The sequence below is a fragment of the Streptomyces caeruleatus genome (assembly GCF_001514235.1).
GTDB lineage: Bacteria > Actinomycetota > Actinomycetes > Streptomycetales > Streptomycetaceae > Streptomyces > Streptomyces caeruleatus.
Map to the genome: position 1 here is coordinate 905,859 of NZ_KQ948924.1, position 21,823 is coordinate 927,681.

Below are 21,823 nucleotides of genomic sequence, written 5' to 3' on the forward strand. Positions count from 1 at the left end.
CCGTCCCGGACACGACCGAGATCCACCCGAACCGGTGAGGAGGCCAAGGGCCTCCGCACACCGGGGACTTACTTCTCGACCTCGGTGGCGAGGTTGGCGAGCAGCGCGTCGTAGATGCGGCCGAGGCCCTTGGGCGCGAAGGTCTTCTCGAAGAAGCCGCCGATACCGCCGGCGCCCTGCCAGGTGGTGGTGACGACGACCCGGGACTTGCCCTCGCCGGCCGGGGTGACCCGCCAGGTGGTGACCATGGAGGAGTTGCGGTCCTTCTCGACGAGCTCGCCGTCGGTGGGCTCGCTGACCTCCAGGAGGCAGTCGCGCACGCGCTTGCTGGTGGCCTGGAGCTTCCAGTGGACGAGCGTGCCCTCGCCGTCGCCGCCCTCACGCACCTCGTACTCGCTGAAATGCTCGGGCAGGACCTTCTGCCGCGTGCCGCTGTAGTCGGCGAGGGCGTCGAACACCTTCTCCGCGTCCGCCGCGACGACCCGCTCCGTAGTGGCCTCGACCTGCGCCATTGACTTCCTCCAGGACCTGATTTCTCGGGGGTTGGAGCAAGCCAACCACCCCGCCGCCGGAGCGCCCAAATCGGGGTCCCGATCCACTCACGGAAGCGGTCGCGCAGTGATCGGAAACGAAGCGGGGAGACAGGTCGCACGATCAAGGGAACATGTGTTCCATTGTGGGTCCCCGTGCTACCGAGGAGGCACCATGCGCTGGGAGAACCTCACCCTGGAGTCCGATCACAGCCGGGCCGACTCCGCGCTGTTCGGCGCGGACGCCGTGGTCACCCGCACCTTCGACACGCCCGAGTTCGCCGGGATCACGTTCCACGAGATCCGGGCCCGCTCGATCGTCAACCGGGTGCCGGGCGCCTCGCGGATGCCCTTCGAGTGGACGGTCAACCCCTACCGGGGGTGCTCGCACGCGTGCGTGTACTGCTTCGCCCGCAAGACCCACAGCTACCTCGACCTGGACACGGGCCTCGGCTTCGACTCCCAGATCGTGGTCAAGGTGAACGCGCCGGAGCTGCTGCGCCGCCAGCTCGCCTCGCGCCGCTGGCTGGGCGACCACATAGCGATGGGCACCAACGTCGACTGCTACCAGCGGGCCGAGGGCCGCTACCGGCTGATGCCGGGCATCCTCGCCGCCCTGCGCGACCACGCCAACCCGTACTCGATCCTGACCAAGGGCACGCTGATCCTGCGCGACCTGGAGCTGCTGAAGCAGTCCGCCCAGGTGACCGACGTCGGCATCTCCGTCTCGGTCGGCTTCGTCGACCCCGAGCTGTGGCGCACCGTGGAGCCGGGCACGCCCGCGCCCGAGCGGCGCCTGGACGTCGTACGGACCCTGGCCGAGCACGGGCTCGGGTGCGGGGTGCTGATGGCGCCGGTGATCCCGTTCCTGAGCGACCAGCCGGCTCAACTGCGAGCCACCGTGCGGGCGATAGCCGCCTCGGGGGCGACCTCGGTCACGCCGCTGGTGCTGCATCTGCGACCGGGGGCGCGCGAGTGGTTCATGGCCTGGCTCGGCCGCGAGCACCCGCATCTGGTGCGCCGTTACGAGCGCCTGTACGCCGACGGCGCCTACGCGCCCAAGTGGTATCAGCGCCGGGTCACCCGTCAGGTCCACGACCTGGCGCAGGAGTACGGCATCGGCCCCACGCGCGCGGGGATGCCGCGCCGGATCCGCGAGCCCGAACCGGAGCCGGCCGGGCACACGCGGTCCGAACCGACCCAGCTCTCCCTGCTCTGAAGGCGTTGGAGACCTGAGCGCGCATTGGAGGGCATCTGCGATCCAATAGGGTCAAGTCTGAACAGAAACAGTTCTTCCAGGCGCCTGTTCCGGGATGAATGCGGCCAGGACCGTGGCCTTCGCGGTCCGGAACGCTCCGTCCCGGGAGGACCCCATGGGAAAACGCGCAGCCCTGCTGTGCGGCGCCGCCGTCGTCCTGGCCGGAAGCGTGACGGCCGCCCCCGCCGCCACGGCGACCGCCCAGGCCGGCCCCCTGGCCTGGAAGAAGTGCGGCACCACCAAGTACCCGACGCTCCAGTGCGCGTCCCTCGACGTACCCCTCGACCACGCCGACCCGCACGGCCGGCGGATCACCCTCGCGCTGTCCCGCGTCCCGCACACCGCGAAGAAGTACCAGGGCCCGCTGCTGGTCAACCCGGGCGGCCCCGGCGGCAGCGGCCTCACGCTCGCCGGGTTCGTGGCCGCCGCGCTGCCCAAGGAAGTGGCGGCCCAGTACGACGTCATCGGCTTCGACCCACGCGGAGTCGGCAGGAGCAAGCCCGCCCTCAACTGCGACCCCGGCTACTTCGCCCCCGTCCGCCCGGACTCCGTGCCCCGCACCCTTCAGATCGAGCGGGCCAACCTCCAGCGGGCCAAGGCCTTCGCGCGGGCCTGCGGTGAGAAGTACGCGGACGTGCTGCCGTACATCAACACCCTCAGCGCCGTACGCGACATGGACCGGATCCGCGCGGCACTCGGCGCACGGCGGATCAGCTACTTCGGCTACTCGTACGGCACCTACCTCGGCACGGTCTACGCCAAGCTCTTCCCGGAGCGGGTGCGGCGCGCGGCACTGGACTCGGTCGTCGACCCCACCGGCGTCTGGTACGACGCCAACCTCGCGCAGGACGTCGCCTTCGACGACCGGCACCGCGCGTTCCTGGCGTGGACCGCACGGCACGACAGGACGTACGGGCTCGGCGCCGACCCTGCCAGGGTCGAGGCCAAGTGGTACGCGATGCGGGCGGCCCTGGGCAACGCGCCGGCCGGCGGCAAGGTCGGCGCCTCCGAACTGGAGGACACCTTCCTTCCCGGCGGCTACTTCAACGGCTACTGGCCCTATCTCGCCGAGGCGTTCGCGGCGTACGCGAACAGCAGGGACGCCGGTCCGTTGATCAAGGCGTACGAGAAGTTCGGCGCCTCGGACGCGTCCGACGAGAACAGCTACAGCATCTACACCTCCGTGCAGTGCCGGGACGCCGCCTGGTCCCGCGACTGGCACCGGTGGCGGGCGGACAACTGGAGCGTGTACGCGAAGGCGCCGTTCATGACCTGGAACAACGCCTGGTACAACGCGCCGTGCGCGTTCTGGCCGAAGACCTCGCTGCCCTCGGTGAGCATCGCCAACGGCAAGGTGGCGCCGGTGCTGCTGTTCCAGTCGACCGGCGACGCGGCCACCCCGTACCAGGGTGCCGTCACGGTGCACCGGCAGCTGGCCCGCTCCAGCCTGGTGGTGGAGCGCGGCGGCGGCAACCACGGCATCACCCTGGGCGGGAACCCCTGCCTGGACCGGCACCTCGCGGCCTACCTGGCCGACGGCACCGTGCCGCGCGGCGCGGGCGCGGTCGACGCGGTGTGCGAGGCCCGGCCCGACCCGAAGCCGCTGAGCTCCAAGGTCGCGTCCACGTCGACCCGCGGCGCGGAACTGCACCAGCTGATCGGTTTCCGGCACTGAGCACGGCCGGTTAATCGGAGGCGGACGCGGACGGGCGGCGTCTACGGTGCCCGGCATGAACGACGTAGACGCCGCGCACGACGCCGGTACACCGACCCGGGTCCGCGCGATGACCCTGTCCGACTGCGACCGTGTCGCCGAGATCCGCATCGGCGGCTGGCAGCGCGCCTACCAGGGCCTCGTGCCGCAGTCGTACCTGGACGCCCTCGACGTGACCCACGACGCGGAGCGCCGCCGCGCCCACCTCTCGCAGGCCGACGGCAGCGTGGCCGACCTGGTCGCCGAGCGGGACGGACGGGTCGTCGGCTGGGCCTGCCACGGCCCGTACCGCGACGGCGAAGTGCGCACCGAGGACGCCGAGTTGTACGCGATCTACGTGGACCCCGGGCAGTACGGCCACGGCATCGGACGGTCCCTGCTCCAGGAGTCGCTACGCCGCTGTACGACCGCCGGCCACCCCCGCATGCTCCTCTGGGTCCTCAAGGGCAACGCCCGCGCCCGGCGCTTCTACGAACGGGCGGGGTTCCGGCCGGACGGCGCCGAGGAGCCGTTCGAGGTGGAGGGGGTGGCGGTGCCCGAGGTGCGCTACGCGCGGGAGTTGGGGCCGGCCTGAGGTCGCCGTCGGGCGGCTCATCGCTGTCCCGGGATCCGCGCCAGCGCCCGGACCGCCGCCTGCGCCAGCGCCGGATGGGCCAGGGCCTCGTTCAGGACCCGTCTGGCGCGGCTGTCGCCGAGGGTGCCGAGGCCCTCCACGCAGGCGAGGGCCACCCGGCGGTAGGGGTCATGGGGGCGCAGCCGGCGTTCCAGGGTGGTGATCAGGGCGGGGACGGCCTCGGGGGCGCGCAGTTCGACCAGGAGGCGGACCGGGAGCAGGGCGTAGGCGACGCGGAGTTCGTTGGTGGCGAGGGCCGCCGCCGCGCGGGCCGTGCGCGGGTCGCCGAGTCGGGCGAGGGCGTGGGCGGCGGAGACGCAGCGCTCCGGATCGCGATGGTTGAGCAGCAGGACGAGGGACTCGAAGGCCCGCCGGTCGCCCGCCAGGCCCAGCCGGAACGCGGCCAGCTCCCTGGCCCACAGCGGCTGTCCGGGCGCGGTCAGCACGCTCGCCAGTTCGTCGAGGTCCCCGGTCGCCGCGAGATGCTCGTACGCGGCCGACGCCCCGGACTCCTGCCGTAAGCGCTCCGTGAGTGATCGCAACTCTTCGTCCATGAAGCCGAGCGTATGCAAGCGGCCCGCCTCACGGGACCTACATCACAAAGACAAGGTCTGGCGCGCTCGTTACCCACCGGTTAAGCTCATACGAGCGAGTCACCCACTCGTGGATTTGCTTGCAGCGGCCTGGTGACGCAGCCGCCGCGAGTGTTGTCGGTTCGGTACTTCGAGTACCTCAGTACGACGCGGCTCCGGGACAGGGCCGGTCGGATCCGCCGTTCCCCGGCGCGTGTGCACGCGCCCGGCGACGGCACCGGGCGTGTGCGCCAGAAGCCCGGCAACAACACCCGCACTCACTCCTTTCCGCACCCGGTGCGCCTGCTCGGCGCACCCGGGGGCGTTTCCAGTCGTCACCCTCATTCCTGGAGTCCCGCGATGGCCACTCCCCTGTCCGACACCTCGTCCGACACACCTCTGTCCCCGCTCAAGACCGTCGCCGTCGTCGGCCTCGGCACCATGGGCACCGGCATCGCCGAGATCCTGGCCAAGGCCGGTCGCGAGGTCATCGGTATCGACATCAGCGAGGCCGCGGCCGCCAAGGCCGTCGCCGCCCTGGAGTCCTCGACCGCCCGTGCCGTGGAGCGCGGCCGGCTGACCGAGGAGGAGCGCGCTCAGGCCCTCGCCCGCGTCCGCACCTTCACCGACCTTCAGGCGGCGGCCGACGCGGACCTGGTCATCGAGGTGGCGCCGGAGTCGTACGAGATCAAGCAGCAGATCTTCCGTGAGCTGGACGGGATCGTGCGCCCCGAGACCATCCTGGCGACCGGCACCAACGCCCTGTCGGTCACGCGGCTGGCCGCCGACTCGGCCCGCCCCGAGCGCGTGCTCGGACTGCACTTCTTCAACCCGGCGCCCGCGATGCGGCTGGTCGAGGTCGTCTCGTCCGTGCTGACCGCGCCGGCCGCCGTCACCGCGGTCACCAACCTCGCCCTGGACCTCGGCAAGGAGCCCGTCGCGGTCGGCGACCGGCCCGGGTTCGTCGCCGACGGGCTGCTGTTCGGCTACCTCAACCAGGCGGCCGCGATGTACGAGGCGAAGTACGCCTCCCGCGAGGACATCGACGCCGCGATGCGGCTGGGCTGCGGCCTGCCGATGGGGCCGCTGGCCCTGCTCGACCTGATCGGCGTCGACACCGCGCGCCGGGTCCTGGAGGCCATGTACGCCGAGTCCCGCGACCGGCTGCACGCCCCCGCGCCGATCCTCAAGCAGCTCAGCGAGGCGGGCCTGACGGGCCGTAAGTCGGGCCGCGGCTTCTACACGTACGAGGCGCCGGGCAGCGCCACCGTCGTGCGGGACGCGCTGACGCCGCTGGACGGCGCCGCCCTCACGCCCGGACGTACGGTCCGCTCGGTGGGTGTCGCGGGCTCCGGCACCATGGCGTCCGGGATCGCGGAGGTCTTCGCCAAGGCCGGGTACGAGGTCGTGCTGGCCGCCCGCAGCGAGGAGAAGGCGCAGGCCGCGAAGGCCCGTATCGGCAAGTCGCTTTCGCGCTCTGTCGACAAGGGGCGGATGACCGCCGAGGCCGCCGCGCAGACCCTGGACCTGATCACCACGGCGGGTTCGTACGACGCGTTCGCCGACGTCGATCTGGCCGTCGAGGCCATCGCCGAGGACCTGGAGATCAAGCAGCAGCTGTTCGCGACGCTGGACAAGGTCTGCAAGCCGGGCGCGGTGCTGGCCACCACGACCTCCTCGCTGCCGGTCGTCGCCTGCGCCCGTGCCACCTCGCGTCCGCAGGACGTGATCGGCATGCACTTCTTCAACCCGGCGCCGGCGATGAAGCTGGTCGAGGTCGTCCGGACGGTGCTCACCGCCGACGACGTCCACTCCACGGTCCGCGAGGTCTGCGGCCGGATCAGGAAGCACGCCGTGGACTGCGGCGACCGTGCCGGGTTCATCGTGAACGCGCTGCTGTTCCCGTACCTGAACAACGCGATCAAGATGGTCGAGGAGCACTACGCGACACTCGACGACATCGACGCGGCGATGAAGCTGGGCGGCGGCTACCCGATGGGTCCGTTCGAGCTGCTGGACGTCGTCGGTCTCGACGTCTCCCTGGCGATCGAGAAGGTCCTGCACCGCGAGTTCCGCGACCCGGGCCTCGCCCCGTCGCCGCTCCTGGAGCACCTGGTGGCCGCGGGCTGCCTCGGCCGCAAGACCGGCCGCGGCTTCCGCGAATATGCCCGGCGCTGAGCGGCCCGGGGACTGGTTCGGGGCGGGTCAGGAGTGGGGCGGGCTGCTGGACCCCGGCAGCCCGCTTCCGGCCTCCCTGCACGGCTCGGCCCCGGCCGCCGAACCCGGCCCTCCCCCGCCCGCCGAGGGCGGGGGAAACCCCGTGCATGCGCATCAAGCTGCGCACATGCAGTACGTTCGGGTCATGTCCCAGCCCGCCAGGTCCTCACGTACACCAGCCACGTCCGACGCGCCGGAAAGTGCCGCCGGCAGTCGCGCGGCCGCCCAACGGCTCAAGATGCGCCGCGAACTGGCGGCCGCGGCGATGGAGCTGTTCGCGACCAAGGGGTACGAGGCGACCACCGTCGACGAGATCGCGGCCGCGGCCGGGGTCGCGCGCCGCACGTTCTTCCGCCACTTCCGTTCCAAGGAAGAGGCGATCTTCCCGGACCACGACGACACCCTGATCCGCGCCGAGGCGGTGCTCAACGCCGCCCCGGCCCATGAGCACCCGCTCGACACGGTGTGCCGTGGCATCAAGGAAGTCATGCGGATGTACGCGGCCCGGCCGGAGATCTCGGTCGCCCGCTACAAGCTGACGCGCGAGGTGCCCACCCTGCGCGAGGCGGAGATCGCGTCGGTGGCCCGCTACGAGCGCCTCTTCACCCGCTATCTCCTCGGCCACTTCGACGAGCACGCGCACGACGACGACGCCAACGACGACCCGCTGCTGGCGGAGGTCGCCGCGTCCGCCGTGGTCACCGCCCACAACCACGTCCTGCGGCGCTGGCTGCGGGCCGGCGGCCAGGGCGACGTCGAGGCACAGCTTGACCACGCCTTCGCGATCGTACGGAGGACGTTCGGCACGGGCATCGGGGCGGGCCGGGACACCGCCCCGCGCACGGCGCCTGCCTCCGTGGCCTCGCAGGGCGAGGTGCTGGTGACGGTGGCCCGGACCGACGCGCCGCTCGACGAGGTGATGCGGACGATCGAGCAGGCGCTGAAGGAGCGGGCCTAGGACCCAAGGGCGCGGGGCGGGGTGCGTGGGGCCGGGGACGACGGGGACGGGGACGGGGACGGGGGACGGGGGGGAACCTCAGAGGTACCTCAGGAAATCCCCTCGGGGGAACCATCGCGCGGGCGCGTCCGTCCTCCATGTCGAGGCACGATCTCCATGGTTGCGCGACGGAAGTGAGATGCCATGCAGGCGAACGACCCGACCAAACTCGAAGCCACGCTGGCCGACGGGCGGCGCATGACCCTGTCCCTCCCCGCGACCGACGCCAAGTGGGCCGCCGACGGCATCAAGGGCCTGCGCGCCGTCCCGCCCACGCACACGGGCCGCGGCGAGGAGCCACCCGCCCTCCCCGAGGAGCCGGCGCTTCCGCTGCAGGTGGCACTGCTGGGCCTGGGCGCCTAGTCCGGACCCCCGACACGAGCCGCCCCCTGACGGGGGCGGCTTTTTCGTGCCTCCGGATGACGGCGGACGGCGGACGGCGGACGGCGGACGGCGACCGATAGCGCCCGATTGATGCCTACTCGCGAGTAGCTTTGATCGATCATCGCTCATTTGTTACGTAAAGATTTCATCTGAGAGCAAGTTCTGGCACTCGGTGCCTTGCCAGGTGACACGCCGTGCCATACGTTGAAGGAGTCCGGGCGGCCGGCGTGCAGAGACCTTTCGTACGTCGGCTGTCCCCGCAAACCCCTCCCGGGGTCTGCGCGCCCGGCGCCTGCGTCACAGGCAACCTCCCGCGCCACAAAGCGCTGCCGAACAGCATCACCAGCCGAACCGACGGCACCCGACCCAAAAACCCTCAGCAGCACCGACGTAACCCTCAGCACCCCTCCCTCAGGGTGCTCACCGCCGGAGGCAACACCGTGACCGTGAAGGACATTCTGGACGCGATCCAGTCGCCGGAATCGACGCCGGCCGACTTCGCCGCTCTGCCGCTCCCCGAGTCGTACCGCGCGATCACCGTGCACAAGGACGAGACGGAGATGTTCGCGGGCCTGCAGACCCGCGACAAGGACCCGCGCAAGTCGATCCACCTCGACGAGGTGCCGCTGCCCGAGCTCGGCCCGGGCGAGGCCCTGGTGGCCGTCATGGCCTCCTCGGTCAACTACAACTCGGTGTGGACCTCGATCTTCGAGCCGCTGTCCACCTTCGGCTTCCTCGAGCGCTACGGCCGCACCAGCGACCTCGCCAAGCGCCACGACCTGCCGTACCACATCATCGGCTCCGACCTCGCGGGCGTCGTCCTGCGCACCGGCCCGGGCGTCAACTCCTGGAAGCCCGGTGACGAGGTCGTCGCGCACTGCCTGTCCGTCGAGCTGGAGTCCAGCGACGGCCACAACGACACGATGCTCGACCCCGAGCAGCGCATCTGGGGCTTCGAGACGAACTTCGGCGGCCTCGCCGAGATCGCCCTGGTCAAGTCGAACCAGCTGATGCCGAAGCCGGGCCACCTGAGCTGGGAGGAGGCCGCCGCTCCGGGGCTCGTGAACTCGACCGCGTACCGGCAGCTGGTCTCCCGCAACGGCGCCGGCATGAAGCAGGGCGACAACGTCCTGATCTGGGGCGCGAGCGGCGGGCTCGGCTCGTACGCCACGCAGTTCGCCCTGGCCGGCGGCGCCAACCCGATCTGTGTCGTGTCCTCGCCGCAGAAGGCGGAGATCTGCCGGTCCATGGGCGCCGAGGCGATCATCGACCGCAACGCCGAGGGCTACAAGTTCTGGAAGGACGAGAACACCCAGGACCCGAAGGAGTGGAAGCGCTTCGGCAAGCGCATCCGCGAGTTCACCGGCGGCGAGGACATCGACATCGTCTTCGAGCACCCGGGCCGCGAGACCTTCGGCGCGTCGGTCTTCGTCACCCGCAAGGGCGGCACCATCACCACCTGCGCCTCGACCTCGGGCTACATGCACGAGTACGACAACCGCTACCTGTGGATGTCCCTGAAGCGGATCATCGGCTCGCACTTCGCCAACTACCGCGAAGCCTGGGAGGCCAACCGGCTGATCGCGAAGGGCAAGATCCACCCGACGCTGTCGAAGGTCTACTCCCTGGAGGAGACCGGCCAGGCGGCCTACGACGTGCACCGCAACCTCCACCAGGGCAAGGTCGGCGTGCTCTGCCTGGCCCCCGAGGAAGGTCTCGGCGTGCGCGACGAGGAGATGCGCGCCAAGCACGTCGACGCCATCAACCGCTTCCGCAACATCTGATCCGCGACATCTGAGACACCCGAGGTCATAGATGACTGAGCGTCAGCCCGCCGAAGGCAAGCGGGAGAAGGACCGGCCGTGGCTCATGCGGACCTATGCCGGTCACTCCACGGCCGAGGCGTCCAACGAGCTGTACCGGCGCAACCTCGCCAAGGGGCAGACAGGGCTCTCCGTGGCCTTCGACCTGCCCACGCAGACCGGCTACGACTCCGACCACATCCTCGCCCGCGGCGAGGTCGGCCGGGTCGGCGTGCCGATCGCGCACCTCGGTGACATGCGCCGGTTGTTCCAGGACATCCCCCTGGAGCAGATGAACACCTCGATGACGATCAACGCCACCGCCATGTGGCTGCTGGCGCTCTACCAGGTCGTCGCCGAGGAGCAGGGCGCGGACATCACCAAGCTCCAGGGCACGACCCAGAACGACATCGTCAAGGAGTACCTGTCGCGGGGAACCCATGTCTTCCCGCCGGGGCCCTCACTCCGGCTGACGACGGACATGATCGCGTACACGGTCTCCCACATCCCGAAGTGGAACCCGATCAACATCTGCAGCTACCACCTGCAGGAGGCGGGCGCCACGCCGGTCCAGGAGATCGCGTACGCGATGTCCACCGCGATAGCGGTTCTCGATGCCGTGCGCGACTCAGGGCAGGTCCCCGCCGAGAAGTTCGGGGACGTCGTGGCCCGTATCTCCTTCTTCGTGAACGCGGGCGTCCGCTTCATCGAGGAGATGTGCAAGATGCGGGCGTTCGGGCGGATCTGGGACCAGGTCACGCGCGAGCGCTACGGCATCGAGAACCCCAAGCAGCGCCGCTTCCGGTACGGCGTCCAGGTCAACTCCCTCGGTCTGACCGAGGCGCAGCCGGAGAACAACGTCCAGCGGATCGTGCTCGAGATGCTGGCCGTGACCCTGTCGAAGGACGCACGCGCGCGTGCCGTGCAGCTGCCCGCCTGGAACGAGGCGCTGGGCCTGCCCCGGCCCTGGGACCAGCAGTGGTCGCTGCGGATCCAGCAGGTGCTGGCGTACGAGAGCGATCTGCTGGAGTACGAGGACATCTTCGAGGGCTCGAAGGTGATCGAGACGAAGGTGGACGAGCTGGTCGAGGCCTCGCTCGCGGAGATCGACCGCATCCAGGAGATGGGCGGCGCGATGGCCGCCGTCGAGTCCGGCTACCTCAAGTCCCAGCTGGTCGCCTCGCATGCCGAGCGCCGGGGCCGGATCGAGTCCGGCCAGGAGAAGATCATCGGTGTCAACGCCTTCGAGGGCACCGAGCCGAACCCGCTGACCGCCGATCTCGACACGGCCATCCAGACGGTCGACCCGGCGGTCGAGGCCCGGGTGATCGCGGGTCTGCAGAACTGGCGCGACACCCGCTACCAGCCGCCCTTCAACCACCCGCGCCCGTGCAAGGCGCTGGAGAAGCTGAAGGAGGCCGCCAAGGGCACCGGGAACCTCATGGAGGCCACCCTGGAGTGCGCCCGTGCCGGCGTCACGACCGGCGAGTGGGCCGGGGCGCTGCGCGAGGTGTTCGGCGAGTTCCGGGCGCCGACCGGGGTGTCGTCGGCGCCGGTGGCGATCCCCGCCGAGGAGGGCTCGGCCCTGTCGCAGGTCCGCCGCAAGGTCGACCTGACCGCCAAGGACATGGGCGTCGGCAAGCTCCGCTTCCTGGTTGGCAAGCCGGGCCTGGACGGGCACTCCAACGGCGCTGAGCAGATCGCGGTGCGCGCGCGTGACGCCGGCTTCGAGGTGGTCTACCAGGGCATCCGGCTGACGCCCGAGCAGATCGTGGACGCGGCCCTCGCGGAGGACGTGCACGCGGTCGGCCTGTCGATCCTCTCCGGATCGCACGCTCAGCTGGTGCCGGACGTCCTGGATCGGCTCCGTGTGGCCGGTGCCACAGATATACCGGTGATCGCCGGTGGCATCATCCCGAATGGTGACGCCGAGCAGCTCAGGGCCGCCGGTGTGGCCGCCGTCTTCACCCCGAAGGACTTCGACATCACCGGAATCATCGGCCGCATCGTCGACGAGATCCGGAAAGCGAACAAGCTCGACCCTCTGGAGGTCCCCGCATGACCGTCAACCGTCTCCGCCCGCGGCGCTCCTGCCTGGCAGTGCCGGGCTCGAACCCCCGCTTCCTGGAGAAGGCTCAGGGCCTCCCTGCGGACCAGGTCTTCCTCGACCTGGAGGACGCGTGCGCGCCGCTCGCCAAGCCCGAGGCACGGCACACCATCGTCAAGTTCCTCAACGAGGGTGACTGGACCGGCAAGACGAGGGTCGTGCGCGTCAACGACTGGACGACCGAGTGGACGTACCGCGACGTCGTCACGGTCGTCGAGGGCGCCGGGCAGAACCTCGACTGCATCATGCTGCCGAAGGTCCAGACGGCCCAGCAGGTCGTCGCGCTCGACCTCCTGCTGACCCAGATCGAGAAGACGATGGGCTTCGAGGTCGGCAAGATCGGCATCGAGGCGCAGATCGAGAACGCCCAGGGCCTGAACAACGTCAACGAGATCGCGACCGCGTCCCAGCGCGTCGAGACGATCATCTTCGGCCCGGCCGACTTCATGGCGTCGATCAACATGAAGTCGCTGGTCGTGGGCGAGCAGCCGCCCGGCTACCCGGCGGACGCCTACCACTACATCCTGATGAAGATCCTGATGGCGGCCCGCGCCAACAACCTCCAGGCGATCGACGGCCCCTACCTGCAGATCCGCAACATCGACGGCTACCGCGAGGTCGCCCAGCGCGCCGCCGCGCTCGGCTTCGACGGCAAGTGGGTGCTGCACCCGGGCCAGGTCGAGGCGTCCAACGAGATCTTCTCGCCCTCCCAGGAGGACTACGACCACGCCGAGCTGATCCTGGACGCGTACGACTACTACACGTCCGAGGCGGGCGGCAAGAAGGGCTCCGCGATGCTCGGCGACGAGATGATCGACGAGGCCAGCCGCAAGATGGCGCTGGTCATCTCCGGCAAGGGACGTGCGGCGGGTATGCAGCGCACGTCGAAGTTCGAGATCCCGGAGGCCTGAGCGCGATGCAGTTCGGACGCACCTACGAGGAGTTCGAGGTCGGGGCGACGTACAAGCACTGGCCGGGCAAGACGGTCACGGAGTACGACGACCACCTGTTCTGTCTCCTCACGATGAACCACCACCCCCTCCACATGGACACGAACTATGCGGAGAAGACGACGGACTTCGGCAAGAACGTCGTCGTGGGCAACTACATCTACTCCCTCCTGCTCGGCATGTCCGTCCCGGACATCTCCGGCAAGGCGATCGCCAACCTGGAGATCGAGTCGCTCAAGCACGTGGCGCCGACCTTCCACGGCGACACGATCTACGGCCAGACGACCGTGCTGGACAAGTGGCCGTCGAAGTCGAAGAACGACCGCGGCATCGTCTACGTCGAGACCAAGGGCTACAAGCAGGACGGCACGCTGGTCTGCGTGTTCCGCCGCAAGGTCATGGTGCCGACCGAGACGTACATCAAGGAGCGCGGCGGCGAGCAGCCCGGCCGCCCCGAACTGAAGCAGCAGGAGAAGTAGCCATGGCGCGCCTCGCCCAGACCGCCGGTCTGACCGACATTCAGCAGGAGATCCTCTCCACCGTCCGCGACTTCGTGGACAAGGAGATCATCCCGGTCGCGACCGAGCTGGAGCACCGCGACGAGTACCCGCAAGCGATCGTCGACGGCCTCAAGGAACTCGGCCTGTTCGGCCTGATGATCCCCGAGGAGTACGGCGGCCTGGGCGAGTCGCTCCTCACCTACGCCCTGTGCGTCGAGGAGATCGCCCGCGGCTGGATGTCGGTGTCCGGCATCATCAACACGCACTTCATCGTGGCGTACATGCTCAAGCAGCACGGCACGCAGGAGCAGAAGGACCACTTCCTGCCGCGCATGGCGGCCGGCGACATCCGCGGCGCCTTCTCGATGTCGGAGCCGGGCCTGGGCTCCGATGTGTCGGCCATCACCTCGAAGGCGGTGAAGGACGGCGAGGAGTACGTCCTGAACGGCCAGAAGATGTGGCTGACGAACGGCGGAACGTCGTCTCTGGTCGCCGTCCTCGTCCGAAGTGACGAAGGACACCCCGAGGGCACCGCGCCCCACAAGTCGATGACGACCTTCCTCGTCGAGAAGGAGCCGGGCTTCGGAGAGGTCCGTCCGGGCCTCACTATCCCGGGCAAGATCGACAAGATGGGCTACAAGGGCGTCGACACGACCGAGCTCATCATGGACGGCCTGCGCATTCCGGCCAATCGTGTACTCGGCGGCGTCACCGGCCGAGGTTTTTACCAAATGATGGACGGCGTCGAGGTCGGGCGCGTCAATGTGGCGGCGCGTGGCTGTGGCGTCGCTCAGCGTGCGTTCGAGCTCGGTGTCCAGTACGCCCAGCAGCGGCACACCTTCGGCAAACCGATCGCCCAGCACCAGGCCATCCAGTTCAAGCTGGCCGAGATGGCTACCAAGGTCGAGGCGGCCCATGCCATGATGGTGAACGCGGCACGCAAAAAGGACTCCGGGGAACGAAACGACCTTGAGGCTGGGATGGCGAAGTACCTCGCCTCCGAGTACTGCAAGGAGGTCGTGGAGGATGCTTTCCGGATCCACGGCGGCTACGGCTTCTCCAAGGAGTACGAGATCGAGCGCCTCTACCGAGAGGCTCCGATGCTGCTTATCGGTGAAGGTACCGCCGAGATCCAGAAAATGATCATCGGTCGCAGGTTGCTCGAAGAGTATCGCTTCCAGGGCTAGATGTCCGGGTTCGGGGTGTTTTCTTCGAGAAGAAGATCACACCCCGTCAACACTCTTCAGCCGCCGACTCGGCTTCCTGGCTTGCCCAGTTGCGGCCCGCGACCGGTACGATCCCCGGAAAGCCGCCGTCCCCCGTCGAAGCGCGGCATCATCCGCTACGAAGGTCATCCATGCCCCACAGCCAAACCTCTGCACCACGCGACAGCCGGGCCGGCGTACGCCTCGCGCGCGGAGCATCGCCGTGGCTTCTCCCGACCGTCGCCACCGCAGCCCTCAGCCTGGCCCGCGCTCGCCGCTCCGGCGTCGCCAAGGCCGTGGCCGTGCCCGCCACCGCGCTCGCGGCGGGCATGCTGTGGTTCTTCCGCGACCCCGAGCGCGAGATCGCCCAGGGCCGGGTCATCTCGCCCGCCGACGGTGTGGTGCAGAGCATCATGCCGTGGAAGGACGGCCGCACCCGCGTCGCGATCTTCATGAGCCCGCTCAACGTCCACGTCAACCGCGCGCCGCTCTCCGGCACGGTGACGTCCGTGGAGCACATCCCCGGCGGGTTCGTTCCGGCGTTCAACAAGGAGAGCGAGAACAACGAGCGCGTAGTCTGGCATTTCGACACCGAACTCGGTGACATCGAGATGATCCAGATCGCCGGCGCGGTGGCCCGCCGCATCGTCCCCTACATCCCGCAGGGCACGAAGGTCGAGCAGGGCGACCGTATCGGTCTGATCCGCTTCGGCTCGCGTGTCGACATCTACCTGCCCGAGGGCGTGGAGGTCGCGGTCGAGGTCGGGCAGAAGACCGTGGCTGGGGTGACTCGCATTGACCGTGATTGATCCTGAGACACAGCCGGGCTGGGTGCCCGAGGCCGACGAGGTCGACGAAGAGGAGGAGATGCCTCTCTCTCTGCGCCTGTCGATAGCGGACACCCTGACGCTCGGCAACGCGACGTGCGGCTTCATGGCGGTGTACTTCACCACCACCGGCATCCTGATCCCGCACCTCACCGGCAGCCAGGAGACCGGCATGGCCCGCCACAGTGCGGCCACGGCGGTCATCCTGATGCTGTGCGCGGCGGTCTTCGACCTGTTCGACGGTCTGGTGGCCCGCAAGCTGCGGTCCTCCCCCATGGGCGCGGAGCTGGACAACCTCTCCGACCTGATCAGCTTCGGGCTGGCGCCGGCGTACTTCGTCCTCGTGTACGGCATGGTCGCCGACGACGCGCACCAGCGGGTGGCGGCGGTCGGCGCGATCGTCGTTCTGCTCGCCGTGGTGCTGAGACTCGCCCGGTTCTCGTGTGTGACCGTCCCGAACGGCATGTTCCAGGGCATGCCCTCGCCGTTCGGGGCGTTGACGGTGGTCTCGATCGTGCTGCTTGAGCTGCCCTTCGTGGCGACGCTGCTGGCGATTCTGGGGACCGCGTGGCTGATGGTGAGCCGGGTCGAGTACCCGAAGCCGCGTGGGCGGCTCGCGGTGGCGATGCTGTCCTGGATCGTCGTGTCGATGGGGCTGCTGGCCGCGTGGGCCTTCGACGCCCCGAGCGGGCAGCTTCTGCTGCAGACGGGTTGCGCTCTTCAGCTGGTGATGGGCGCGGTGATTCCGCTGTTCGCCACTGCTCGTCGGGTGAACAACTTCCGTGACAATCGGCGGGAGGCGCGGGCGGCGCAGCTGCCGTAGCGCTCCGCTGGGTGGGGCCCCGGGCCGGTCTGGTCCGGGGCCTTTCGCATGCCCACCGCCGGGGGCGCCCGCGTTCTTCTCGCCCCCGCCGCCCCTACCCGTCCCATCCTTCTGGGGCTCCGCCCCAGACCCCGCTCCTCAAACGCCGGAAGGGCTGGATATACCGGCCCGGGCTGGATCTTTCAGCCCGTCCGGCGTTTGAGGACGAGGCCCGAAGGGCCGAAGCGGGGGTCTGGGGGCGGCAGCCCCCAGGGATGGGACGGGTAGGGGCGGCGGGGGCGAAGGGAAGGTTGGGCTAGGACAGGAAGTCTTGGGCGATGTGTTCTGCCGAGCGTTCCAGGATGGGGCCGGCGTCCGCGATGCACTTGGCGACGTCGGGCTCGATCGCCGTCAGAGGGTAGGCGCGCCGGATCCCGGCACGGCCGAGCGCGTCCGGCGGGAGTGCGAGGCGGCCGCAGACGGCGACGACCTCCTTGCCGGCCGCGCGGGCGGCGGCGGCGACCCCGGCGGGGGCCTTGCCGTGGAGGGTCTGCTCGTCCAGGGAGCCCTCGCCGGTGATGACGAGGTCCGCCCGCTCCAGGGCGGGCGCGAAGCCGAGGACGTCGAGCATGACCTCGATCCCGGCCCGGAAGCCCGCGCCGATCAGCAGGGCGCCGTACCCGATGCCACCCGCGGCCCCCGCGCCCGGCGAGGCGGCGTGCTCGGCCGCCTCGGGGCCGACCGACCCCTCCAGCACCTTCGCGAAGTGGGCGAGCGCGGCGTCCAGCGCCTCGACGTCGTCCGGCGAGGCACCCTTCTGCGGGCCGTACACCGCGGGCGCGCCCTTCGGCCCGGTCAGCGGATTGTCGACGTCGCTGGCGAGCACCAGTTCGACGGAGGCGAGCCTCGGGTCAAGACCCGAGAGGTCGGCCGTGGCCAGATCGCCCAGACCGCCACCGCCCGGCGCCACGGGCTCCCCGTCGGCGTCCAGGAAGCGGGCGCCCAGCGCGGTCAGCATCCCGGCGCCACCGTCGGTCGTGGCGCTGCCGCCGACCCCGAACACGATGGTGCGGGCACCCGCGTCCAGCGCGGCGCGCAGCAGCTCGCCGGAGCCGTAGGTGGACGCCGTGAGCGGCGCGAAGACGCCGGCGGGCAGCCGCTGGAGGCCGCTGGCCTCCGCCATCTCCACGACCGCCGTGTCGCCGCGCAGCGCGAACGCCGCCGTCACCTCGTCCCCGAGGGGCCCGGCGACGCGGACCTCGCGGCGTTCGAAGCCGGCCGCGACCGCCGCGTCCACGGTTCCGTCGCCGCCGTCCGCGACGGGCATGGCCTCGACCACGACGTCCGGCACGACCCGGCGCAGACCGGCCGTCACCCGCTCGGCGACCTGCACGGCCGTCAGCGACCCCTTGAACTTGTCCGCGGCGATGAGCACGCGCTGTGTCACCTGTTATCCCCTTGCTCTCCGGGCCTCGCGCACGCCAAGGCCAGTCGCGCCGCTGCGACCTTAACCGGAGGAGGCCCATGACGTCATGCGCTGCCCGGACCCTGAGAACCCCGAGCGACCGCTGCCGGAATTGGGTAGACCGGTCCTATGACCCCTGTGGGCACTGAGCCGGAGCTCGCCGACCGCATCCTCGGAGGCTGGCTGGGCCGGATCGCGGGCAACATGCTCGGCAAACCGGTCGAGCAGGGCGACCTGTGGACACGGGACCGGATCGATCAGTATCTGCGGCAGGCCGCCGCCCTGCCCCTCACCGACTACCTCCCCGAGCCGGTCAGCGAGGACGACGGGTTGCGGTTGCGGCCCGAGTGGCGGCAGTGCGTGCGCGGCCGTATCCACGGCAGCTGCCGCGACGACGACGTGGACTACGCGATCCTCGGACTGGACCTCCTGGAGACCCACGGCTTCGGCTTCAGCACCGAGCAGGTCGGCGATCTGTGGCTGCTGCGGCTGCCGTATCTCCAGACCTTCACGGCGGAGCGGGCCGCGTACCGCAACCTCGCCAACGGGCTGAAACCGCCGCTGACCGCGACGTACGACAACCCCTACCAGGAGTGGATCGGCGCCCTGATCCGCGCCGACATCTACGGCTGGACCTGCCCCGGCGTCCCGCGCCGCGCCGCCTCCCTCGCCCGCCGGGACGCGGTGCTGTCGCACACCGGAAACGGTGTGTACGGCGCGATGTTTGCGGCGGGGCTGATCGCGGCCGCGTTCACCGCGCCCACCGTGCGGCATGCGGTGGACCAGGCGCTCGCCGTGATCCCGGCGAGCAGCCGCCTCGCCCGTACCGTACGGCGGGTCGTGTCGCTCCATGGCACCCGGATGAGCTGGGAGGACACGCTCACCACGGTCGCCGAGGAGACCGCCCGGCTCGGCTGGATCCACACCGTCCCGAACGCCGCCGTGCTCACCGCCGGGCTGCTGTACGGCGACGGCGACTTCACCCGCACCATCGCGCTCACCGTCCGCGGCGGCCTGGACACCGACTCCAACGGGGCGACGGCCGGCTCGGTCGCTGGTGTGCTGACCGGGGCGCAGGCGATCCCGGACCAGTGGACCGAGCCGCTGGAGGACACGGTCCGCAGTGCGGTGTTCGGGTTCGACGGGGCGCGGATCAGCGAGCTGGCGGAGCGGACGGTGCGGCTGGCGGAGGCGGGTACCGAGGCCTCGGCGGCGGGTTGACCGGTGGTGGAGGCGTGGTCGGCGGGCTGGTTACGCTTCGGCAATGACCTCCACGCCAGACTTCGCCGCGTACGTCGCCTCGCTCCCCCGTGTTCTCGCCGGTGCCGCCGCCCTCTTCCGTGACGCCGAGGGCCAGGTGCTGCTCGTGGAGCCCAACTACCGTGAGGGCTGGGCGCTTCCGGGCGGCACGATCGAGTCCGACGACGGCGAGACGCCCCGCCAGGGCGCGCGCCGGGAGACGGCCGAGGAGATCGGCCTGGACGTGGAGCTGGGCCGGCTGCTCGCGGTGGACTGGGTGCACGGGACGGGGCGGCCGCCGCTGGTGGCGTATCTGTACGACGGCGGAGTCCTCGGCGAGGACGACTTCAAGGCGATCCGGTTGCAGGAGGAGGAGCTGCTGTCCTGGCGGCTCGTGCCGCGCGAGGAGATCACCGGCCATCTGCCCGGTGCCCTGGGCCGCCGCGTCCTGGCCGCACTGGACGTCCTCGCGGACGGCGGCGGCACGGTGGAGCTGGAGAACGGTCACCGGGTGGGCTGACGCGGGGGCGGGCAGGGCGCGGACGCCGGCGCCCTACCGGGCCGCTCGAATATCCATTCGCCGCCCGTACGGCGCCGTCCTACCCTCGGCACCATGACCAAGCCCCTCGTCGCCCTTCTCAGCGGCGCCGGTATCTCGACCGACTCCGGAATCCCCGACTACCGCGGCCCGAACGGGCTGTGGCGGCGCGATCCCGAGGCCGAGAAGCTGGTGACGTACGAGTACTACATGGGCGATCCGGAGATCCGGCGGCGCTCCTGGCAGATGCGGCGCAAGAACCGGACGCTGAAGGCCGAGCCGAACGCGGCGCACCGGGCGGTCGCCGAGCTGGAGCGGGCCGGGGTGCCGGTGCGGGTGATCACGCAGAACGTGGACGGGCTGCACCAGCTCGCCGGGATGCCCGCCCGCAAGGTGCTCGAACTGCACGGCAGCGCGCGGAGTGTGGTCTGCACGAACTGTCATGCGCGCGGGCCGATGGAGGACGCCCTCGCGCGGGTCGAGGCCGGTGAGGAGGATCCGCCGTGTCTGGAGTGCGGCGGGATCCTGAAGTCGGCGACGGTGATGTTCGGCGAGCGGCTCGATCCGGTGGTCCTCGGTGAGGCGGTCGCGATCACCAAGGCGTGCCAGGTGTTCATCGCCGTCGGCACCAGTCTGCAGGTGCAGCCCGCCGCCGGGCTGGCCGGCGTGGCCGCCGATCACGGGGCGCGGCTGGTCATCGTCAACGCCGAGCCGACGCCGTACGACGAACGCGCCGACGACGTCGTGCGGGAGCCGATCGGGACCGCGCTGCCGAAGCTGTTGCGCCGGCTCGGCACGTAACCGAGCAGCTAGGGGCGGATCCCGTCACAGGCGATGTGCAGGTGCCGTGGGCCGCGCAGCACGGCGTTCTGGCGGTAGGGGGGCGGGTCCTCAAGCAGGCGGGGGTTCTTCAGTCTGCGGGCCAGCTCCGCCAGGGCGTGCTGGGTCTCCAGCCGGGCGAGCGGGGCGCCGAAGCAGCTGTGGATGCCGCTGCCCAGGCCGAGGTGCTGGATGTCCGGGCGGTCCGGGTCGAAGCGGTCCGGGTCCGGGAAACGCCGGGGGTCGCGGTTGCCCGATGCCAGGACCAGCCAGAGGGGGGCGCCCTTGGGGATGGTGACGCCCCGGACCTCGATGTCGGTGAGGAGGGTGCGCTGGGGCAGCAGTTGCACGGGGGCTCGTAGCGGAGAAGTTCCTCGACGAGGGGCACGGACAGGCGGGAGTCGCGGCGCAGGCGTTCCAGGACGTCGGGGTGGCGCAGCAGGGTCAGCATGCCGTTGGTGATGAGGTTGACGGTGGTCTCGTGCCCCGCGATCAACAGCAGCGCGGCGGTGCTGAGCAGCTCCATCGTGCTCATCGGGCCGTCGTCGCCCTTGGCCGTCGCGAGTTGGGAGAGCATGTCGTCGCCGGGGTTCCGGCGGCGTTCCTCGATCAGGTCTGCCAGGTACATGCCCAGTTGCATACGGGCGTCGTGCGTGACCTTTCCCCGCTCGGCGGGGTCCGCGTCCGGGTCGGGGTCCAGGCTCGCGGCGAGGGTGTCCGCCCAGACGTGGAAGCGCGCCTCGTCCTCGCGGGGCACGCCGAGCAGCCGGCAGATCACCGTCACCGGGAACGGGTACGAGAACTGCTCCACCAGGTCGATACGGCCCGGGTCGCCGATGCCGTCGACGAGGCCGGAGACGATGTCGTGGAGCTCCGGGCGCATCCCGTCGACCCGGTGGGGCGAGTGCGGCGGGCCGAAGGGGCGGTTCGTCATCCGACGCATCCGGTCGTGTTCCGGCGGGTCCAGCTTCAGGAAGCCCGGCGGCAGGGCGCCCTCCTCCGGGGACGCCTCGGCCAGCGGGTCGGCGGCGTGCGAGGCGAGGTTGCGGACGTCGGAGCTGATCCGGGGGTCGTGCAGGAGGCTGCGGATCTCGTAGTAGGTGCTGACGACATAGGGCCCGTCGTCCTCGTGGTGGACCGGCGTCTTCCGCAGCTCCTCGTAGAGCGGGTAGGGGTCGGCGCGGTTGGCGTGGTCCAGGATCCGGTGCACCAGGGATGGGGTCATGACGAGTCCTCAAGTCCTTGTGGCCGTGTGTCCTTGTGGCCGTGTGTCCTCGTGGCCGT

19 protein-coding genes and 1 pseudogene are annotated in these 21,823 nt (G+C 70.3%); 16 read left to right on the plus strand and 4 right to left on the minus strand.

What is annotated here, in order from left to right:
* Positions 1 to 68: 68 nt before the first annotated feature.
* Positions 69 to 512 carry an SRPBCC family protein gene (locus tag AQJ67_RS03965; protein ID WP_062716543.1) on the minus strand — a complete coding sequence of 148 codons (444 nt, stop codon included), beginning with the start codon at positions 510 to 512 and terminating at the stop codon, positions 69 to 71.
* A gap of 193 nt (positions 513 to 705) precedes the next feature.
* Here AQJ67_RS03965 and AQJ67_RS03970 point away from each other — a divergent pair, with 193 nt between their 5' ends.
* The 3 genes from AQJ67_RS03970 to AQJ67_RS03980 all read left to right on the plus strand — a co-directional run bounded on the left by AQJ67_RS03970 (position 706) and on the right by AQJ67_RS03980 (position 4,076).
* Positions 706 to 1,749: an Rv2578c family radical SAM protein gene (locus AQJ67_RS03970; RefSeq protein ID WP_062716544.1), complete on the plus strand. Its 1,044-nt coding sequence runs from the start codon at positions 706 to 708 to the stop codon at positions 1,747 to 1,749.
* Positions 1,750 to 1,903: 154 nt separating this feature from the next.
* Positions 1,904 to 3,463: an alpha/beta hydrolase gene (locus AQJ67_RS03975; protein WP_062716786.1), complete on the plus strand. Its 1,560-nt coding sequence runs from the start codon at positions 1,904 to 1,906 to the stop codon at positions 3,461 to 3,463.
* A gap of 55 nt (positions 3,464 to 3,518) precedes the next feature.
* A complete protein-coding gene (locus AQJ67_RS03980) occupies positions 3,519 to 4,076 on the plus strand; it encodes a GNAT family N-acetyltransferase (protein WP_062716545.1) in 558 nt (185 codons plus the stop codon).
* 17 nt (positions 4,077 to 4,093) lie between these two features.
* On the opposite strand, the gene AQJ67_RS03985 is transcribed toward AQJ67_RS03980, so the two are convergent.
* Positions 4,094 to 4,669 carry an adenylosuccinate lyase gene (locus AQJ67_RS03985; protein WP_062716546.1) on the minus strand — a complete coding sequence of 192 codons (576 nt, stop codon included), beginning with the start codon at positions 4,667 to 4,669 and terminating at the stop codon, positions 4,094 to 4,096.
* Positions 4,670 to 5,047: 378 nt separating this feature from the next.
* Between AQJ67_RS03985 and AQJ67_RS03990 the strand changes: the two genes are divergently transcribed.
* From AQJ67_RS03990 to pssA, 10 genes are all read left to right on the plus strand, one after another.
* Positions 5,048 to 6,865 carry a 3-hydroxyacyl-CoA dehydrogenase family protein gene (locus AQJ67_RS03990; RefSeq protein ID WP_062716547.1) on the plus strand — a complete coding sequence of 606 codons (1,818 nt, stop codon included), beginning with the start codon at positions 5,048 to 5,050 and terminating at the stop codon, positions 6,863 to 6,865.
* A 184-nt stretch (positions 6,866 to 7,049) separates the two neighbouring features.
* Complete coding sequence (locus AQJ67_RS03995; protein WP_062716787.1) at positions 7,050 to 7,862, plus strand: TetR family transcriptional regulator; 813 nt, start codon at positions 7,050 to 7,052, stop codon at positions 7,860 to 7,862.
* Between the two features lie 183 nt (positions 7,863 to 8,045).
* Positions 8,046 to 8,264 (plus strand): hypothetical protein, encoded by a 219-nt coding sequence (locus tag AQJ67_RS04000; RefSeq protein WP_062716548.1) that lies wholly within the window; start codon positions 8,046 to 8,048, stop codon positions 8,262 to 8,264.
* A gap of 461 nt (positions 8,265 to 8,725) precedes the next feature.
* On the plus strand, positions 8,726 to 10,069 hold the full coding sequence (gene ccrA / locus AQJ67_RS04005; RefSeq protein WP_062716788.1) for a crotonyl-CoA carboxylase/reductase: 1,344 nt from the start codon (positions 8,726 to 8,728) through the stop codon (positions 10,067 to 10,069).
* 31 nt (positions 10,070 to 10,100) lie between these two features.
* The gene (locus AQJ67_RS04010) at positions 10,101 to 12,149 is read left to right on the plus strand and encodes a protein meaA (RefSeq protein ID WP_062716549.1); all 2,049 of its coding nucleotides are present in this window, start codon (positions 10,101 to 10,103) and stop codon (positions 12,147 to 12,149) included.
* Complete coding sequence (locus AQJ67_RS04015) at positions 12,146 to 13,105, plus strand: HpcH/HpaI aldolase/citrate lyase family protein (RefSeq protein WP_062716550.1); 960 nt, start codon at positions 12,146 to 12,148, stop codon at positions 13,103 to 13,105. Before AQJ67_RS04010 ends, AQJ67_RS04015 begins: the two co-directional genes overlap by 4 nt.
* 5 nt (positions 13,106 to 13,110) lie before the next feature.
* Positions 13,111 to 13,623, plus strand: a complete 513-nt coding sequence (locus AQJ67_RS04020) for a MaoC family dehydratase (protein WP_062716551.1) — start codon at positions 13,111 to 13,113, stop codon at positions 13,621 to 13,623.
* A 2-nt stretch (positions 13,624 to 13,625) separates the two neighbouring features.
* A complete protein-coding gene (locus tag AQJ67_RS04025; protein ID WP_062716552.1) occupies positions 13,626 to 14,831 on the plus strand; it encodes an acyl-CoA dehydrogenase family protein in 1,206 nt (401 codons plus the stop codon).
* 170 nt (positions 14,832 to 15,001) lie between these two features.
* Positions 15,002 to 15,658 carry a phosphatidylserine decarboxylase gene (locus AQJ67_RS04030; RefSeq protein WP_048579466.1) on the plus strand — a complete coding sequence of 219 codons (657 nt, stop codon included), beginning with the start codon at positions 15,002 to 15,004 and terminating at the stop codon, positions 15,656 to 15,658.
* A gap of 22 nt (positions 15,659 to 15,680) precedes the next feature.
* Positions 15,681 to 16,499 (plus strand): CDP-diacylglycerol--serine O-phosphatidyltransferase, encoded by an 819-nt coding sequence (pssA, locus tag AQJ67_RS04035; protein ID WP_062716553.1) that lies wholly within the window; start codon positions 15,681 to 15,683, stop codon positions 16,497 to 16,499.
* A gap of 295 nt (positions 16,500 to 16,794) precedes the next feature.
* On the opposite strand, the gene AQJ67_RS04040 is transcribed toward pssA, so the two are convergent.
* A complete protein-coding gene (locus AQJ67_RS04040) occupies positions 16,795 to 17,913 on the minus strand; it encodes a glycerate kinase (RefSeq protein WP_062716554.1) in 1,119 nt (372 codons plus the stop codon).
* A 159-nt stretch (positions 17,914 to 18,072) separates the two neighbouring features.
* On the opposite strand from AQJ67_RS04040, the gene AQJ67_RS04045 reads away from it, so the two are divergent.
* The 3 genes from AQJ67_RS04045 (at position 18,073) to AQJ67_RS04055 (ending at position 20,521) form a co-directional block, all read left to right on the plus strand.
* On the plus strand, positions 18,073 to 19,164 hold the full coding sequence (locus AQJ67_RS04045) for an ADP-ribosylglycohydrolase family protein (protein WP_062716555.1): 1,092 nt from the start codon (positions 18,073 to 18,075) through the stop codon (positions 19,162 to 19,164).
* A gap of 43 nt (positions 19,165 to 19,207) precedes the next feature.
* Positions 19,208 to 19,702: an NUDIX domain-containing protein gene (locus tag AQJ67_RS04050; RefSeq protein ID WP_062716556.1), complete on the plus strand. Its 495-nt coding sequence runs from the start codon at positions 19,208 to 19,210 to the stop codon at positions 19,700 to 19,702.
* Between the two features lie 93 nt (positions 19,703 to 19,795).
* Positions 19,796 to 20,521, plus strand: coding sequence for an SIR2 family NAD-dependent protein deacylase (locus AQJ67_RS04055; RefSeq protein ID WP_062716557.1), 726 nt, complete (start codon positions 19,796 to 19,798; stop codon positions 20,519 to 20,521).
* Between the two features lie 8 nt (positions 20,522 to 20,529).
* Here AQJ67_RS04055 and AQJ67_RS04060 read toward each other — a convergent pair.
* A pseudogene (locus AQJ67_RS04060) lies at positions 20,530 to 21,764 on the minus strand (cytochrome P450).
* Positions 21,765 to 21,823: the final 59 nt, after the last annotated feature.